Source organism: Bradyrhizobium sp. 956_D2_N1_4 (genome assembly GCF_052076025.1).
GTDB classification, from domain to species: Bacteria; Pseudomonadota; Alphaproteobacteria; order Rhizobiales; family Xanthobacteraceae; genus Bradyrhizobium; species Bradyrhizobium barranii.
Genome location: NZ_CP197237.1, coordinates 7,600,071 through 7,615,821 on the forward strand (window position 1 = coordinate 7,600,071; position 15,751 = coordinate 7,615,821).

Here is a 15,751-nt window from a genome sequence, read left to right on the forward strand (position 1 = left end):
GCGTGCTACCACCGCGCAGCTTTAAGGGACCGCCGGGGAAACGCACATGAGCACAGCCGATCCGACCCAGCGCATTGAGCGCGCGGAGATCGAAGACACCAGCCTTCTCGCCTTCTATCGCGACATGAACGCGCCGGAGCGGCGGACGTTCTGGGCCTGCGCTGCGGGCTGGGCGCTCGACGGCATGGACTTCATGATCTATCCGCTGGTGATCGGCACCATCATCGCGCTGTGGAAGGTCGATGCGGCCTCGGCCGGACTCGCCGGCACCGTGACGCTGCTGGCCTCCGCGATCGGCGGCTGGCTCGGCGGCTATCTCTCTGATCATATCGGACGTGTCAGGACGCTCCAGATCACCATCATCTGGTTCTCGTTCTTCTCGCTGGTCTGCGCGGTCGTGCAGAATTTCGACCAGCTCCTGATCGCACGCGCCGTGCTCGGCCTCGGCTTCGGCGGCGAATGGGCGGCGGGCGCCGTGCTGATGGGCGAGGCGATCCGGCCGCAATATCGCGGACGCGCGGTCGGCTCGGTGCAGTCGGGCTGGGCGGTCGGCTGGGGTCTCGCCGTGCTGTCGCAGGCGATCCTGTTCTCGGCTTTGCCGCCGGAGACGGCGTGGCGCTGGATGTTCGTGATCGGCGCACTGCCGGCGCTGCTGGTGTTCTACATCCGCCGCTCCGTCACCGAGCCGGAGATCGCGGCCGAGGCCCGCGCAAAACAGGCCGCGAGCGGCGATCGTCCTGCGCTCTGGGAAATCTTCTCCGGCCCGATCCTGAAGACCACGATCCTGGCCTCGCTGATGGCGACCGGCTGCCAGGGCGGCTACTACGCCGTCACCTTCTGGGTGCCGCAGTTCCTGACCAAGGAGCGGCACCTGTCGATCGTCGGTTCGACCGGTTATCTCTCGACGCTGATCATCGGCTCTTTCATCGGCTATCTTGTCGGGGCCTGGCTCGCGGATCGCATCGGCAGGCGCAATCTGTTCCTGATCTTCTCGATCGGCGCCATGGCCGTCGTGCTGCTCTACACGCAGCTGCCGCTCACCAACGAGATCCTGTGGGTGCTCGGCTTCCCCCTGGGCTTCTTCGCCTCGGGCTATTTCTCGGGGATCGGCGCGTTCCTGACCGAGCTCTATCCGACGCGGTTACGCGGCTCCGGCCAGGGCTTCTGCTACAATTTCGGCCGCGGCATCGGCGCGCTGTTTCCGTTCCTGGTCGGCGCGCTCTCGGCGACGACGTCGCTCGCAAATGCGATCGCGATGTTCGCGGTGGTGGCTTACGTGCTGTTCTTCATTGCCGCCTTCGCGCTGCCGGAGACGCGCGGGCGCGTGCTGCACGCGGACTAGTCCGGCGTTGTCACCCGGGGCGGTGAAGTAATTTACCGCCCCACCTGGTACGGCCCGCCTTTTTCCAGCGCTCTGGCATACGCCGGGCGCGCATGGATGCGTTCCAGGAATGCCATCGCCTTGGGATGGCCGAGCTCGAGCCCGCCACGCGCTTGCGCGGCTTCGAGCGGGAAGCTCATCTGGATATCGGCGGCGGTGAACTCGCTGCCGGCGAACCACTCGCTCTTGCCGAGCTCGCCTTCCCAATAATCCATGTGCTGCTTGAGCTGCGGATTGACCAGCGCGGTGAGCGCCTGGTTCGAGACCTTGCGCACCAGCGGGCGAAGCAGCGCGGGTGCGCGCTTCGGCATCAGCGTGAACAGCAGCTTGAGCAGCAACGGCTGCATCGCCGAGCCCTCCGCATAGTGCAGCCAATAAGTGAAGCGCAGCCGCTCCGGCGTGTTCGGCGGCGGAATCAGCCGGCTGTTGCCGTAGGTGGCGATGAGATATTCGATGATCGCGCCTGACTCGGCGATGGTGTTGCCGTTGTCGGTGATGACGGGCGACTTGCCGAGCGGATGGATGGCGCGCAGCTCCTTCGGCGCGCGCATGTCCGGCTGGCGCTGATAGCGCACGATCTCGTAGGGCACGCCCAACTCCTCGAGCAGCCACAGCACCCGCTGCGAGCGGGAATTGTTGAGGTGGTGAACGGTCAGCATCGTTGAGGTCCCCAGGCTAGGCGTGGTCGGTCGGCCGCGCCGTTCGTGCCAGCCCGGGAACGCAATGTCGAGCCATCCAGACGGATAATTTCACCCGGGTATATTGACGCCCGCAATTTACCCGGATATTAAAGGGCCAACGTCATCAATATGGCAATGATTTCAATGCAACGGACTTTCACGGCGTTCCAGGGTCATCGCCGCCTGGCGTCCGGGCCAGCGGGAGAGGTCGCGCTGGTCGTCAAACGGATCACGCCACCGCCGGACGAGCCCATCATCATCTTCGAGGACAGCACCGGCCGACCGATCGACTTCGATCTGCGCGGCGGGGATCGCGAGGTGCTGGCGCGGGTGGCGAAGCTTGTCCCGCCCCCGGTCGAGGAGACCGCGCCACCGAGCGAGCCCCGCGGGCGCGGCCGGCCGAAGCTCGGCGTGGTCGCGCGCGAGGTGACGCTGCTGCCGCGGCACTGGGAGTGGCTCGGAGCCCAGCCGGGCGGCGCCTCGGTCGCGCTGCGAAAGCTCGTCGACGAGGCAAGACGCGTAAGCGGCGACAAGGACCGCGAGCGACAGGCGCGCGATGCGGCCTATCACTTCATGTCGACCATGGCGGGTAATCTGCCGCAGTTCGAAGAAGCGTCGCGCGCCCTGTTCGCGGACGACCGGCGGCGCTTCACCGGACTGATCGCCGACTGGCCGGTCGACGTCCGCGACCACATCGTCAAGCTCGCCTACAGCGACCGCGCTTAGGCGCAGCACTTTCTCTCACCCCATCGACGGCCGAGCCGCGCGCGCATCGCGCGGCAACGGCTTCGCACGCCCCGATGAAAGGCCTATCCATGTCCGCGCCAAAGCCGCTCTGGACGACATTCCTCCGCTTCCTCGCGCCGCTGGTGCTGAGCAACGCGCTGCAATCGCTGTTCGGGACCGTCAGCAACGTCTATCTCGGCCAGATGATCGGCGTCGACGCGCTCGCCGCGGTGTCGGCTTTCTTCCCGGTGATGTTCTTCCTGTTCGCCTTCGTCATGGGCCTGAGCACCGGCGCCACCGTGCTGATCGGCCAGGCCTTTGGCGCGGGCGAGCATGGCAGGATCAGGATCGTCGTCGGCACGACGCTTGCGATCGGCCTGCTGCTCTCGCTTTCGGTTGCATTGGTCGGCGGCTTGTTCAGCCGGCAACTAATGACGATGCTCGCGACGCCAGCGGACATCCTCGACCAGGCCAGTGCCTATGCGCGCATCATGCTGCTCACCGTGCCGCTCGGCTTCGTCTTCCTGCTGATGACGGCGATGATCCGCGGCGTCGGTGACGCCGTGACGCCGCTGCTGGCGCTGGCCTTGTCGACCACCATCGGACTGATCCTGACGCCGATACTGATCCGCGGCGCGTTCGGCTTGCCTGCCGCCGGAATCACCAGCCCAGCCTGGGCGGCAGCGATTGCCAACGCGCTGACGCTGCTCGCGCTGGCCCTCTATCTGCTGCGGACGAAGCATGCACTGGCACCGGATGCCGCGCTGCTGCGTCATCTGCGGCTCAATCGTGCCGTGCTCGGAAAGATCCTCGGCATCGGACTGCCGAGCGCGGTCGGCATGGTGGTGATGGCGATCGCAGAGCTCGTGCTACTCGGGCTCGTCAACGGCTTTGGATCGGACGCCACCGCCGCGTATGGCGCGGTCAACCAGGTGATGGGCTACACGCAGTTCACGGCAATGTCGATTTCGATCGCGGTCTCGATCCTCGGCGCACAGGCCATCGGCGGCGGCAACAGGACGCTGCTCGATGGCATCGTGCGCACCGGCCTCATGTTCAACATCGTCCTGACCGGCGGGCTGGTGGGGCTGATCTATCTGGCGCCGCGGGCCGTGCTCGGCCTCTTCATCACCGACAGTGCCGTGCTCGACCTCGCCGGGGGACTGCTTCACATCGCGCTGTGGAGCTCGGTGCCGTTCGGCTTGGCCACCGTGTTTTCCGGAGCCATGCGCGCGGCCGGCGTCGCCTTGACGCCAATGCTGCTGTCGATCTTCGCCATTGTCGCGATCGAGCTGCCGGCGGCGGTGATCCTGAGTCGCACGATCGGCCTTGAGGGTGTGTGGGCTGCCTATCCGATCGTGTTCTGCGCCATGTTCGTTTTGCAGATGGGCTATTACCTCGCGGTGTGGCGCAGGCGCGCGATCCGGCGTCTGATCTGACCGGATCATCAAGATATTATGACCATCATTAAACGGTGGACCCGTGGCGCGCGCTGCGCCACAATGGATGAAATGCCAGATTAAAAGCCAGGTCAGGGAGAACGATTTTGACCCGCACAGCCCCGCAATTCCTGTTCGATTTCGGCAGCCCGAACGCCTATCTCAGTCATCTCGCGATCCCGGCGATCGAGCAGCGCATCGGCGTCAAATTCGAGTACGTGCCGATCCTGCTCGGCGGCATCTTCAAGTCAACCAACAACAAGTCGCCGGCCGAGACGCTCGCCGGCATCAAGAACAAGCGCGAATTCCAGGCGGTCGAGACCGAGCGCTTCGTCAAGCGCTTCAAGGTCCCGCCCTATGTCATGAATCCGTTCTTCCCAGTCAACACGCTGAACCTGATGCGTACCGCAATCGCGGCACAGGCCGAGGGCGTGTTCGAAAAATATGTCGAGGCCGCCTTCCACCACATGTGGCGCGAGCCGAAGAAGATGGACGACCCGGAAGTCGCGGCGAAGGCGCTGGCGTCCTCCGGCCTCGATGCCCAAAAACTGTTCGCGCGTGCCCAGGAGCCAGAGGTCAAGGGCAAGCTGATCAAGAACACCGAGGACGCCGTTGCCCGCGGTGCGTTCGGCTCGCCCACCTTCTTCGTCGGTAACGAGATGTTCTTCGGCAAGGAGCAGCTGCGCGAGGTCGAGGAGATGGTGTCGGGAAAGTGAAGCGCGCGAATGGCGCGTAGCGAATAGCGAGTGGAAATCGCGCCTGCTATTCGCTACTTCCTATTCGCCATCCGCCAAAAATAAAGCCTAGTACAAAGCCAAGAATAAAGACGGAGTTCTCTCATGCGTATCCTCGTGGTCGGCGCCGGCGCCATCGGCGGCTATTTTGGTGGCAGGCTGTTACAGGCCGGCCGCGACGTCACCTTCCTGGTCCGGCCGCGCCGCGCCAGCGAGCTCGCTAGCGCGGGCCTCGTCATCAAGAGCCCGAACGGCGACGTGACGCTGAAGAATCCGCCGACCGTTCAAGCCGACGCGCTCAAGGAAAAGTTCGACGTCGTGCTCTTGAGCTGCAAGGCGTTCGACCTCGACGACGCCATCAAATCGTTCGCGGCCGCCGTCGGGCCTGATACGGCGATCATCCCCATGCTCAACGGCATGAAGCATCTCGACACGCTCGACGAAAAATTCGGCAAGGAGCGCGTGCTCGGCGGCCTCTGCGCCATCGCGGCAACCCTGAACGAGAAGCGCGAAGTGGTGCAGCTCCAGCCGATGCAGTCGCTCAGTTACGGCGAGCGCGACGGCAAGCTCTCGGACCGGGTCAAGGCGATCGACGAGGCCTTCAAGAGCGGCATCAATGGCGCCGCCGCCAGCCAGAACATCATGCAGGACATGTGGGAGAAGTGGGTGTTCCTGTCTTCGCTCGCCGCAAGCACCAGCCTGATGCGCACCTCCGTCGGCAACATCCTCGCGGCCCCCGGCGGCCGGGACTTTTTGCTCGGCATGCTGGACGAGACCAGCGCGATCGCCACCGCGTCGGGCTACACGCCGGGCGGCCCGTTCTTCGAGCGCGTGAAGGGCAACCTCACCACCGAGGGATCGCCGATGACGGCATCCATGTTCCGCGACATCAAGGCGGGCCTGCCGGTCGAGGCCGATCACGTCATCGGCGACCTCATCGCGCGCGCCGACGCCGCCAAGGTGCCGGTGCCGAAGCTGCGCATCGCGTATACGCATCTGAAGGCGTATGAGAGGCAGCGGGCGGGGTAGCTCCAAACTTCGCTGTCGTCCCGGGGCGCGCAGAGCGCGAGCCCGGGACCCATAACCACAGGGAGTGGTTATGACGCGAGCTGGTCACCACGAGTCTTCGCCAAACTTGATCCTGTGGCTATGGGTCCTCAGATGCGCAATTGCGCATCGTAGCTCGCGACTTCGTCGCGCCCCGGGACGACAGCGGCGTTTGCCGCAACGACTCCGCGTTACTTGAAATACGCGAGATAGTGCGAGACGGCGGTGATTTCCTCATCGCTCATGTGATAGGCGACATCGGCCATCGCAGCGCCACCGCCGCCGACGCGCTGGCTGCTCTTGTAGTCGTGCAGCGCCTTCACGAGGTATTCCTCGCGCTGGCCCGCGAGCCGCGCGACGGCCTTGGTGCCGGCAAAGCTATCCGTATGGCACGAGGCGCAGCGGCGGCCGACGGCAACTTGCGCGCCTTTTTTCGACAGGTCCGGATCCGCGTCTTCCGCGGCCTTCGGCGGCGTCATTTGCGCGAAATAGGCGCCGAAATTGCGGATGTCTTCGTTGGTGATCTCCTCGGCGATCGGCTGCATCTGGTCGTTCTTGCGCGAGCCGGCGCGGAAGAACACGAGCTGCCACTGGATGAATTGATCGGGCTGGCCGGCCAGCGAGGGGATGTTCTCCGTCTGCGAGATGCCGTTCTCGCCGTGACAGCCGGAGCAGACGGCGGCCTTCTCCTGGATCGCGGCATTATCGGCGGCCTGAGCTCGGACGAATGCAAGTGCTGCGAGCGATAGCGTCACAGACAGAATTCCAAACCGAACGGCTCGCATGGCTGATTTCTCCGACTGTCATTGCCGGGCTTGACCCGCCTGCTTGGCGTAGGCCCGGCAATCCATCCCGTTTGCAAAGAGGTTTCTCGTTTGATGGATGCCCGGATCAAGTCCGGGCATGACGAACGCGTTCCGCTGCAAGCCTGTCACAAACAAAAGAGGCTGCGACCGTCATCCGGTCGCAGCCTCGTGTCGTCTTACGCTACTTCTTGCTGTAGCTGATGCGATAGATCGCGCCGGCCCAGTCGTCGGCGACTAGGATCGAGCCGTCCTTGGCGAGGATGATGTCGTTGGGACGGCCGAGATAGCCCTGGTCACCCTCGATCCAACCGGAGGCGAACACCTCCTTCTTGGCGTTCTTGCCGTCGGGGCCGACGATCACGCGCGTGATATTGCCGCCCTGGTACTTGTGACGATTCCAGGAGCCATGCTCGGCGATCAGGATGTTATTCTTGTACTCGGCGGGGAATTGATCGCCGGTATAGAATTTCATACCGAGCGGAGCGACATGCGCGCCGAGATTCAGCACGGGCGGCGTGAACTCGGAGCACTTGTGACCCATCGCGAACTTCGTATCCAACAGGTCGCCCTGGTGGCAGTAGGGATAGCCGAAATGCTCGCCGATCTTCGAGATCATGTTCAGCTTGTCTGAGGGCAGATCGTCGCTGATCCAGTCGCGCGCGTTCTCGGTGAACCAGTATTTGCCGGTGCGCGGATCGACGTCGCCGCCGACCGAGTTGCGAACGCCGAGCGCATAGATTTCGGCGTTGCCGGTCTTGGGATCGACGCGCCGGATCTGCGAGACGCTGGTCGGGGGCACGCCGACGTTGAACGGCGGTCCGAACGGCAGGTAGAACCAGCCTTCCTTGTCGACCGCGATGTACTTCCAGCCATGCGCGGCATAGGAGGGCATGTCATCATAGACGACCTTGCCGTCGCCGAGCTTGTCGAGATTGGCTTCGGCGTTATCGTAACGGATCAGCTTGTCGACCGCGATGACGTAGAGCGCGCCATCCCTGAAGGCGAGACCGGTGGGCATGTTCAGCCCTTTGAGGATGGTCTTGACCTCTTTCTTTCCGTTGTTGTCCTTGATGGCATAGACGTTGCCGAGGCCGAACGAGCCAACGAACAGCGTGCCCTTGTCACCCCAGGCCATCTGCCGCGCGGCGAGAACGCCGGGCGCATAGACTTCGATCTTGAAGCCGGCCGGCAGCTTGATCTTCTTCATCATCGCGGCGAGCTCGGCCTCCGACGCGCCGGTCGGCGGGCCCGACGGCGGTGCGAGGCCCTTCTGCGCCTCGGTCTCGTCGCCGAGGAACCAGTCATCCGGCGGATGGGTCCAGAACTCCTTGGTGCCGGATTCGTATTTCTTCAGCGGTTTGCTCTTGTCCTGCGCATTGCCGGCGCATGTCCCCGCAAGAAGGGCCACGGCCGCAAGCGCCAAGACGGATTGAAAGACGGATCGATGGAATTTCATCGCGTCACTCCCCTAAGGCAGCCGTCAGGGCTGCACGTTATTTTGTTTTGCTAGTCGAGAGGCGAAGTTCGAACTCTGTCAGGACGACAGACGCAAAAAGGTTAGCACATCTGCGGACGGTGAGAAGCGCGTCGGGAGCACTGCAGTCAGACTCAATAGAAATTGAGACTGAATGCCACGAAGATTTGCACGGCGACGATCACGGTCTCGCTGCAACGCGGAATCAAAAAATGGCGCGTGACTGATTTGCAGGCAGCGGGAGGGGCGGTCGCACAAAATTGCGAAAACAACCCCATGCACAGTAGAACGGCTCAGCCCGGTCTGCTCCCGGTGATGCCGGGCAGACATTTGATGCGTCGAGCAAAACGGCAAAGACGGCGATTACGAGGCGACGGGATAGGGTCCGTCGTCGAATACCGTGTCGTGATAGCCTTTCGACCCGATCTCGCGCGCCAGCGTGCTGCGAAAATCGCGGCCATCGCGCAGGCTGCTCAGGACATGCGCGAAGTCGAATTCGGGCCGCCAGCCTAGTTCGTGCCGCGCACGGTCGTTGACATAGACGCGGTCGATCTCGGGGAATAGCCGCCATCCGCGCGCCGCATAGAGCTGCGCGCAATCCGTGTAGAGCTCGCGCACGACATCGGCCGCGTCGCGCGCGAGCGCCGCGAGATGACGGGGCTCGAACGGGCTCGTGGCGGAGATGATGTAACGGGCAAAACCGATCTTCGGCGCGCGCTCGACGGCGAGCAGATGGGCGCTCACCGCGTCCGCTATATCCAGCCGTCTATAGAGCAGCTCGTTGGCCTGTGCGTTGTCCGGCGGGTAAGCCGAGCGCATCGCGGGATCGTCATCGTCCTCAGGGAAGAAGCGCGAGGTCCTCAAGATCACGACAGGCAGGCCGCGCTCGCGAAAGAACAGCTCGCACAGAGTCTCGGCCATCAGCTTGGTCGTGCCGTAGACGTTCTTCGGCACCGGCGCCAGATCCTCGGTGACCCACACCGCGGCCTGTCCGGCCTCGGGTCGAAGCTGCGAGCCGAATGCGCTGGTGGTGCTGGTGAAGACGAAGCTGCGCACGCCGGCGGCTACGGCCGCCTCGAGCAGATTGAGCGTGCCGGTGACGTTGGTGCCGACGAAATCCTGCTTGCCGTGGGTCGCCACATGCGGCTTGTGCAGCGTTGCCGTGTGAATGACGGCGCTGACGCCCTCCATCTGCCGCCGCACGAAGTCGGAATCGACGATCGAGCCCACGGCATCGGTGAAGGGCGATGGCTTCAGATCGATCCCGCGCGCGGGGAAACTGCGTCCCCGGAGCATACGGAGAACGGCCTCCCCAAGGTGGCCCGCGCTGCCCGTGACCAGAATTGTCATTTGAGACCCAATACAGCCGCCAGCGGCGTGGAAAACCACGGCCCGACCCGGTTTGGCTGGATGCTTTGGGAAAAATTGGAGCGGGCGAAGGGGCTCGAACCCTCGACCCCGACCTTGGCAAGGTCGTGCTCTACCACTGAGCTACACCCGCATCCTGTGTCGGTCGCGTGACGCGCCGGCAACGGCTGTCGTATGCCAAAAGCGGGCGGCGAATGCAACAGCTACCGGCAGCATAGATTCGCAATTGAAGGGCCCATATGGACCCCGAATGCGGCCAAATCGCCCGAAAGCGCCCCGGAACCGGCGAATCGGCCCTGATGGATTGAAATTCGGCCCATTCGGCCCAATCTAGGAGCCGACAACGAAGCATATGACTTGGCGACGTGCTAAAGAGCCGCCATTCCAGACATCAGACGAGGGGATCCCGTGACGATCATCGACCAGGGTAACGGAGCGGCGGGCGCGGCCGCGGCCGATCTGATCAAGGACACCACCACCCAGACCTTCGTGAAGGACGTCATCGAGGAATCGAAGCGCCAGCCGGTGCTGATCGACTTCTGGGCGGAATGGTGCGGCCCCTGCAAGCAGCTCACGCCCGTGCTGGAAAAGGCGGTCAAGGCGGCCAAGGGCAAGGTCAAGCTGGTCAAGATGAACATCGACCAGCATCCGGCGATCCCGGGCCAGATGGGCATCCAGTCGATCCCGGCCGTGATCGCCTTCGTCAACGGCCAGCCGGCCGACGGCTTCATGGGCGCAGTGCCGGAGAGCCAGGTCAACGCCTTCATTGAAAAGGTGACCAAGGGCGTGACGGCGCCGGGCGAGCCCAATATCGCCGAGATCCTGCAAGAGGCCGAGGCGGTGCTCGCCGAGGGGGACGCCGCCGCCGCGGCGCAGATCTATGCCGAGGTGCTGCAGCACGATTCGACCAACATCGCGGCCCTTGCCGGACTCGCGAAATGCTATGCCGTCTCGGGCGCGATGGAGCAGGCCAAGCAGACGCTGGCGATGGTGCCGGAATCCAAGCGCAACGACCCTGCCGTGAAGGCCGTGCAGACCGCGATCGATCTCGCCGAGCAGGCGGAGCAGCTGGGGCCGGTGGCCGAGCTGGAACAGAAAGTCGCCGCAAACCCGCTCGATCACCAGGCTCGCTTCGACCTTGCGACCGCGCTGAATGCGCAAGGCAACCGGGCGGCGGCCACCGAGCAGTTGCTGGCGATCATCAAGCGCGACCGCAAGTGGAACGACGACGGCGCCCGCAAGCAGCTCGTGCAATTCTTCGAGGCCTGGGGTGGCACGGATGATGCTACCGTCGAGGGACGAAAGCGCTTGTCGACGATCCTGTTTTCGTAAGGGTTATTGTTGGAGCATGATCTTGTCGGAAAGCCGCTTCACACTTTTCCGGATCATGCTCTAGCGAGTCTAGCGGGGTCCAGATGCCGATCAACATCGAATATCGCGGCCCCGCCGACCTGCCGGAGATCGTTCCGGTATTTCCGCTGCCGGGCGCGCTTTTGCTGCCGCGCGGCCAGATGCCGCTCAACATCTTCGAGCCGCGCTACCTTTCGATGGTCGACGATTCCTTGCGCGACGGCCATCGCCTGATCGGCATGATCCAGCCCGACGTCGCGCACTCGCCGAAGAATTCCGACAGGCCGGCGCTGTTCCGCGTCGGCTGCGTCGGCCGCATCACCCAGCTCGCCGAATCCGGCGACGGCCGCTACCTCCTCGAGCTCACCGGCGTCTCGCGCTTCAAGGTGGTCAAGGAGCTCGAAGTGCTGACCGCCTACCGCCAGTGCAAGGTGGACTTCTTCACCTTCCTCGACGACTTCACCGCGCGCATGGGCGAGGACGAGGTCGATCGCGAGGCGCTGCTGACCGTGCTGGCGGATTTCCTGAAGGCCAACAATCTCAAGGTCGACTGGGAAGGCGTCGAGAGCGCGCCCAACGAAGCGCTCGTCAACGCGCTGGCGATGATGTCGCCCTATGGCCCCGCGGAAAAGCAGGCCATGCTGGAGGCGCCGGATTTGAAGACCCGCGCCGAAATCCTGATCGCGGTGACCGAGATGGATCTCGCCAAGAAGCGCACCAGCGGCGATCCGCCGTTGCAGTGAGGGGCGCGCTGCCGCGTCACGCTCCGTCATGCCCGGGCATAGCCGTCCGAAGGACGGCGTCGCTTCGCTCGCCGATGACCCGGGCATCCACGTCTGAGAGGCACAAAAGAACGTGGATGGCCGGGACAAGCCCGGCCATGACGAGGAGAGAGCGCCGCCTCAAAAACCCTATTGATGATGGCGGATGCGCTTGCGTCCGGTGAACATCGCGCGGATCAGGTTCTCGCGCTGGAGAAGTCCCATCAGCACGACGCCCAGCACGTGTACCACGGCCAGCACGATGACGGCGTCGGATGCTATCGCGTGGGTATCCTCGACCCACCACAGGCCGAAGAAGGTGACGGTCACCGACATCGCCCCCGTGATGGCCGAGATGGCGATCGCCAGCAGCAGCGCTACCAGCATCAAGGTGCCGGCTGGATTGAGGCCGATATAGCGGCCAGTCATGCCGCGGCGTAGATTCCAGAGATAGTGTGGCGCGACCCGAAGCCGGACGCCGACCATGCGGAAGCGCGAATAGCGGCTTCCCCAAAAACCCCAGACCAGGCGGAAGGCGAGAAGCCCGAGCACCGTATAGCCGACGATGCGGTGAAGGGTATCGTAGACGGTGGGCGTGAACCACGCGGCCAAGATGCTGACCGCAAGGGCCCAGTGCCAGAGGCGTAGCGGGAGGTCCCAGACTGCAACCGTCCGCGAAGCCGTTCGATCCGCGGGGGTCCCGTCGGACGCCCCGCGCGTTTCTGGCACCGCTTCATCGATCAAGCCGTGACTATCCTCAAGCCTTGCTCAAGACCTTGCTTGAAACCTTACTTGGCAACCGTCTTCTTCAGGCTAAGATCTTCCGGGCTGTAGAACAGCTCGTAGAGCTTGCCTTCCTTGACGCCGTAGACCTCATAGCACGAGCCTTCGATCTTGGAGCGCCGCACTTCGTAACCCAGCGCCTTGGCCTTGGCTTCGGCTTCGGCGGCCGGCTTCCACGACGCCTTGTCGAGCTTGGTGCAGTCCTTGAACCCGTCGGCCATGGCCGCCGATCCCATGCCAATTCCGATCGTCAGTGCAATGGCAACTACACGAATGACCTTCACGAACGTCTCCTCCTCTGTCGTGGGCGCTGCGCGGAGCCGCGAAGCGGGACCGAGGGAAGCAAAGGAGATGATGAAGTCAATCCGGTTTGGACGCAGATGGCTTTAGAGTTATTCTAACGATCCGAAAAAGATCAGTCGGCTCCGTAGGCAGCAGGCATTTGAACGGCCGCTGCGGCCTTACGCCTCACGGTTTGACGGCCGGCGTTCTGTGCGCGGCACCTCAGTAGCCGGCAACCGCCATGGCGACGACGGCGCTGAGCGCCATCCAGCCGAAGTGCCGGCCGCGCGTGGCCCACGCGTTGGCGGCAGCCGAGAAACCGAAAACACAGGCCATGGTGACGACGATCCAGCGGCGCGCCGGTTCCGATTCCATCCAGGGCGCCGCGACCAGGAGCACACCACCACCGATCCAGGCGACGGTCGAGGCCTGCCAGACCAGGCGAATCAGGGTGCGGAGCCGTTCCGGCTCGATGCGGGCGCGGGCAAAGACCTTGGTCTCGCCGAGAACGCCATGGATGAGCGCCACGGCAATGGCCACGACGCCGGAGCACTGGAGCAAGAGATCACGCATCGGAACAGCTCCCTGAAGCTTCGTCCATACAGTTATGTATGGTGAGATAGGCGCTGGCTCGCCGCCTGTCAATACACTAGTGTATGGCCACTTTTCCGGAACCGGTCATGACCGAACAACTCTCCGCCGACGACTGGATCAAACAGGGCCTGAAGGCGCTGGCCAAGAACGGCTTCACGGCCCTGAAAGCCGATCCGCTCGCAAGGGCCATGGGCGTCTCGCGCGGCAGCTTCTATTGGCATTTCGCCGATCTCGGCGCGTTCCACGCCGATGTCCTGCAGCGCTGGCGCGAGATCGCGGCCGAACAGATCATCGCCGACGTCGAGGCCGCTGGCGACGAGCCGCTGAAGGCGCTGCTGCGGAGATCCTTTGGCGCCCGGCTCGACCTCGAGCGCGCCGTGCGCAGCTGGGCGGCGTTCGATGCGGCCGCGCAAGGCGCGGTCCGCGCGATCGACCGCCGCAGGATCGACTATATCGAGACGCTGCTTGCGATGCGGGGGCTTGAGCCGGCGAAGGCGCAGGCGCGCGCGCAGATCCTGTACTGGACATTCCTGGGCTTTGCCTTGTCGGGCACGCCGGTGCCGGCGGCACGGCTCCAGGGCCTGCTCGACGAGATCATGCGGATGGTCTCTGCCTAGATTCTTGTTTTGACGCGTTTTCTTTATGCGAACCGGTACCCACTTCGCTCGAATACGCTCTGGTGGCGCAATGGGCGGCCGCGATTTTCTGTGCTAGAGGCAAGCGATCTTCGGAGACTCCAATGAACGCGCCCACCGAACGCCCCGAAACCAGCGTCGATCCCAAATTGCTGGAGATCCTGGTCTGCCCGCTGACCAAGGGTCCGCTGGAGTTCGATTCCGCAAAGCAGGAGCTGATCTCGCGCAGCGCCAAGCTGGCCTACCCGATCCGGGACGGCATCCCGATCATGCTGCCGGAAGAGGCGCGCAAGATCGATTGAGGTTCTTGTAGCCCGGATGGAGCGCAGCGAAATCCGGGACTTCGCGCTGACGATACGGCGGCCCCGGATTGCGCTGCGCTCCATCCGGGCTACGAAGACGCAGCGCGAACTCCTACAACGCCTCACCCTTCAGCAACCGCGGGATCTCACCGGTCAAACCGGCGGCCTGGCGGATGAAGAGATTCTTCAGCGGCGGGGCGCGGTCGACGAGGCCGAGGCCGATGTCGCGCACCGTGCGCAGCAGCGTCGACTGGTTGGAGAACAGGAAGTTCAGCGAGTTGGTGGCAAGGCCCATCGCCATGGTGTCGAAGCGGCGCCAGCGCTGATAACGTTCGAGCACGTCGACGCCGCCGAGATCCATGCCGAGCCGCGCGGCATCGACCACGACTTCGGCCAGTGCTGCGACATCCTTCAGCCCCATGTTGAGGCCCTGGCCCGCGATCGGATGGATGACATGCGCGGAATCGCCGACCAGCGCGAGACGCTCGGCGATGAAGGAGCGCGCCACGAAATAGGACAGCGGGAACGCGCGCGGCTTGTCGAGCGCCTTGACCTCGCCGAGATGCAGGCCGAACCGGCGCTCGAGCTCGCCGTGGAACTCCTCGTCGCTCAACGCGATGATGCGCGCGGCTTCGCTGCGGCGCTCGGTCCACACCAGCGAGGATCGTTTGCCGGAGAGCGGCAGAATCGCGAAGGGACCCGCGGGCAGGAAGTGCTCCTCGGCGCGGCCGTCGTGATCGCGCTCATGGCCAACGGTGACGACGATGCCCGATTGATCGTACTCCCAGCCATGGGTGACGATGCCGGCGCGCTCGCGCAGTTTCGACCGCGCGCCATCGGCGGCGACCAGCAGGCTTGCCGCAATCACGCTGCCGTCGCCAAGCGTCACGTCGACGCCTTCCGGGCGCGCGTCATAGGACGCGACCGTCGTGGCGCGGAGATCGATGCCCTCGGCCTCGGCCCGCACCACCAGCGCGTCGATCAAACGGCGGTTCTCGACCATATGCGCAAACGGTTCGCCCGGCGCGACATCGCCGGCAAAGTTCAGAAAAACCGGACGGGTGGCGTCTTCCAGCTTTGAATCGGTGACGACCATGTCGAGGATCGGCTGCGCCTCGCCCCTGACGTCGTCCCAGGCGCCGATGGCCTCGAACAGGCGGCGGCAGGCGGCCACGATCGCGGTCGCGCGCGGGTCGCGGCTCGGACGGGTCGCGAGCGCGGGGTCGGCGACGATGACGGGAATCTCGGGCCCGAGCCCCTGGCGCAACGCCAGGGCCAGCGCGAGGCCGGCAAACGCGCCGCCACCAATGACAATGCTACCCTGTACCGGCATACCAAATTCCCAGCTCACACTTCGGCTTTTCCAGGCCTTGCTAGCAGACTTGAGGT

17 protein-coding genes and 1 tRNA gene are annotated in these 15,751 nt (G+C 64.3%); 9 read left to right on the forward strand and 9 right to left on the reverse strand.

Annotated elements, in window-relative coordinates; all coding sequences use genetic code 11:
- Positions 1–46: 46 nt before the first annotated feature.
- A complete protein-coding gene (locus AB7535_RS35905) occupies positions 47–1,342 on the forward strand; it encodes an MFS transporter (protein WP_063980311.1) in 1,296 nt (431 codons plus the stop codon).
- A 32-nt stretch (positions 1,343–1,374) separates the two neighbouring features.
- On the opposite strand, the gene AB7535_RS35910 is transcribed toward AB7535_RS35905, so the two are convergent.
- Positions 1,375–2,040: a glutathione S-transferase family protein gene (locus tag AB7535_RS35910; RefSeq protein WP_354113538.1), complete on the reverse strand. Its 666-nt coding sequence runs from the start codon at positions 2,038–2,040 to the stop codon at positions 1,375–1,377.
- 165 nt (positions 2,041–2,205) lie between these two features.
- On the opposite strand from AB7535_RS35910, the gene AB7535_RS35915 reads away from it, so the two are divergent.
- The 4 genes from AB7535_RS35915 to panE all read left to right on the forward strand — a co-directional run bounded on the left by AB7535_RS35915 (position 2,206) and on the right by panE (position 5,989).
- The gene (locus tag AB7535_RS35915; protein WP_085403046.1) at positions 2,206–2,787 is read left to right on the forward strand and encodes a DUF2239 family protein; all 582 of its coding nucleotides are present in this window, start codon (positions 2,206–2,208) and stop codon (positions 2,785–2,787) included.
- A gap of 89 nt (positions 2,788–2,876) precedes the next feature.
- Positions 2,877–4,226, forward strand: a complete 1,350-nt coding sequence (locus AB7535_RS35920; protein ID WP_354113539.1) for an MATE family efflux transporter — start codon at positions 2,877–2,879, stop codon at positions 4,224–4,226.
- Between the two features lie 107 nt (positions 4,227–4,333).
- Positions 4,334–4,942, forward strand: coding sequence for a 2-hydroxychromene-2-carboxylate isomerase (locus tag AB7535_RS35925; RefSeq protein ID WP_354113540.1), 609 nt, complete (start codon positions 4,334–4,336; stop codon positions 4,940–4,942).
- A gap of 123 nt (positions 4,943–5,065) precedes the next feature.
- Positions 5,066–5,989, forward strand: coding sequence for a 2-dehydropantoate 2-reductase (gene panE, locus AB7535_RS35930; RefSeq protein ID WP_166104984.1), 924 nt, complete (start codon positions 5,066–5,068; stop codon positions 5,987–5,989).
- Between the two features lie 209 nt (positions 5,990–6,198).
- Here panE and AB7535_RS35935 read toward each other — a convergent pair whose 3' ends face one another.
- The 4 genes from AB7535_RS35935 to AB7535_RS35950 form a co-directional block, all read right to left on the reverse strand.
- Positions 6,199–6,792, reverse strand: coding sequence for a c-type cytochrome (locus tag AB7535_RS35935; RefSeq protein ID WP_085403054.1), 594 nt, complete (start codon positions 6,790–6,792; stop codon positions 6,199–6,201).
- Positions 6,793–6,994: 202 nt separating this feature from the next.
- Positions 6,995–8,269 carry a PQQ-dependent sugar dehydrogenase gene (locus AB7535_RS35940; RefSeq protein ID WP_354113541.1) on the reverse strand — a complete coding sequence of 425 codons (1,275 nt, stop codon included), beginning with the start codon at positions 8,267–8,269 and terminating at the stop codon, positions 6,995–6,997.
- Positions 8,270–8,650: 381 nt separating this feature from the next.
- Positions 8,651–9,637: an NAD-dependent epimerase/dehydratase family protein gene (locus tag AB7535_RS35945; RefSeq protein WP_439037519.1), complete on the reverse strand. Its 987-nt coding sequence runs from the start codon at positions 9,635–9,637 to the stop codon at positions 8,651–8,653.
- 76 nt (positions 9,638–9,713) lie between these two features.
- Positions 9,714–9,788, reverse strand: a tRNA-Gly gene (locus AB7535_RS35950).
- Between the two features lie 275 nt (positions 9,789–10,063).
- On the opposite strand from AB7535_RS35950, the gene trxA reads away from it, so the two are divergent.
- On the forward strand, positions 10,064–10,987 hold the full coding sequence (trxA, locus tag AB7535_RS35955) for a thioredoxin (protein WP_063980302.1): 924 nt from the start codon (positions 10,064–10,066) through the stop codon (positions 10,985–10,987).
- Between the two features lie 83 nt (positions 10,988–11,070).
- Positions 11,071–11,748: an LON peptidase substrate-binding domain-containing protein gene (locus tag AB7535_RS35960; RefSeq protein WP_085403060.1), complete on the forward strand. Its 678-nt coding sequence runs from the start codon at positions 11,071–11,073 to the stop codon at positions 11,746–11,748.
- Between the two features lie 168 nt (positions 11,749–11,916).
- Here AB7535_RS35960 and AB7535_RS35965 read toward each other — a convergent pair whose 3' ends face one another.
- From AB7535_RS35965 to AB7535_RS35975, 3 genes are all read right to left on the reverse strand, one after another.
- Positions 11,917–12,510 (reverse strand): cytochrome b/b6 domain-containing protein, encoded by a 594-nt coding sequence (locus AB7535_RS35965; protein ID WP_085403061.1) that lies wholly within the window; start codon positions 12,508–12,510, stop codon positions 11,917–11,919.
- Between the two features lie 44 nt (positions 12,511–12,554).
- Positions 12,555–12,833 (reverse strand): PepSY domain-containing protein, encoded by a 279-nt coding sequence (locus AB7535_RS35970; RefSeq protein ID WP_135213946.1) that lies wholly within the window; start codon positions 12,831–12,833, stop codon positions 12,555–12,557.
- A gap of 220 nt (positions 12,834–13,053) precedes the next feature.
- Positions 13,054–13,404 (reverse strand): hypothetical protein, encoded by a 351-nt coding sequence (locus AB7535_RS35975; RefSeq protein WP_354113543.1) that lies wholly within the window; start codon positions 13,402–13,404, stop codon positions 13,054–13,056.
- A gap of 107 nt (positions 13,405–13,511) precedes the next feature.
- On the opposite strand from AB7535_RS35975, the gene AB7535_RS35980 reads away from it, so the two are divergent.
- A complete protein-coding gene (locus AB7535_RS35980) occupies positions 13,512–14,042 on the forward strand; it encodes a TetR/AcrR family transcriptional regulator (RefSeq protein ID WP_354113544.1) in 531 nt (176 codons plus the stop codon).
- A gap of 122 nt (positions 14,043–14,164) precedes the next feature.
- Entirely contained in the window at positions 14,165–14,362 is a 198-nt protein-coding gene (locus tag AB7535_RS35985; RefSeq protein WP_011083431.1) for a Trm112 family protein, read from the forward strand.
- A 112-nt stretch (positions 14,363–14,474) separates the two neighbouring features.
- Here the strand turns inward: AB7535_RS35985 and AB7535_RS35990 are convergent, their stop codons facing one another.
- Entirely contained in the window at positions 14,475–15,695 is a 1,221-nt protein-coding gene (locus AB7535_RS35990) for a ubiquinone biosynthesis hydroxylase (protein ID WP_354077131.1), read from the reverse strand.
- Positions 15,696–15,751: the final 56 nt, after the last annotated feature.